The organism is Dietzia sp. IBK-p2-16D, assembly GCF_057773085.1.
Genome location: NZ_JBYMTL010000068.1, coordinates 1 through 443, shown reverse-complemented (window position 1 = coordinate 443; position 443 = coordinate 1). Strand labels below are relative to the sequence as shown.

The window sequence follows — 443 nt, the reverse complement described above, 5'->3', positions numbered from 1 at the left end:
GACGAATTGAGGCTAATTCCCCCAGCAGTTTTGGCTAATAGATTCACAGCGACGTTGATGAAAAAAGCCTATGGTGTGTAATTCTGGTTTTGAACTTTGCAAGCCGTATCATCTTGGTTGATGATACGGCTTATTTTTTTGAGTTGCCATGAAAATAATCACAAAAGGAACTACGCGAATTACGTTGCTGGTCGGGAGCATAGCGGTCAAAATCCCTCACCTGTGCAATGGATGGGAGTTATTTTTGCAAGGCTTGTTAGCCAATTGCCAGGAGCGTAAATTCTCTAAAACAGGATGGCCTGAGTTATGTCCGGTATTGTGGTCCATCCCTGGTGGATGGTGCAATATAATGAGGCGGGCAGAGGTATTGACAGATCAACAGTGGACGGATTTTGATTTTCAAAAGTTTGTCGATGAGGTAAACGGCGGAATACTTGCCGAAA

Annotated in this window: 1 protein-coding gene; it reads left to right on the top strand. The window is 43.8% G+C overall.

Going from position 1 to position 443, the window contains the following annotated elements:
- Window positions 1-148: 148 nt before the first annotated feature.
- Window positions 149-443: hypothetical protein (locus AC3DE3_RS17395; RefSeq protein ID WP_488370872.1), on the top strand; the 295-nt coding region annotated here is incomplete at its 3' end.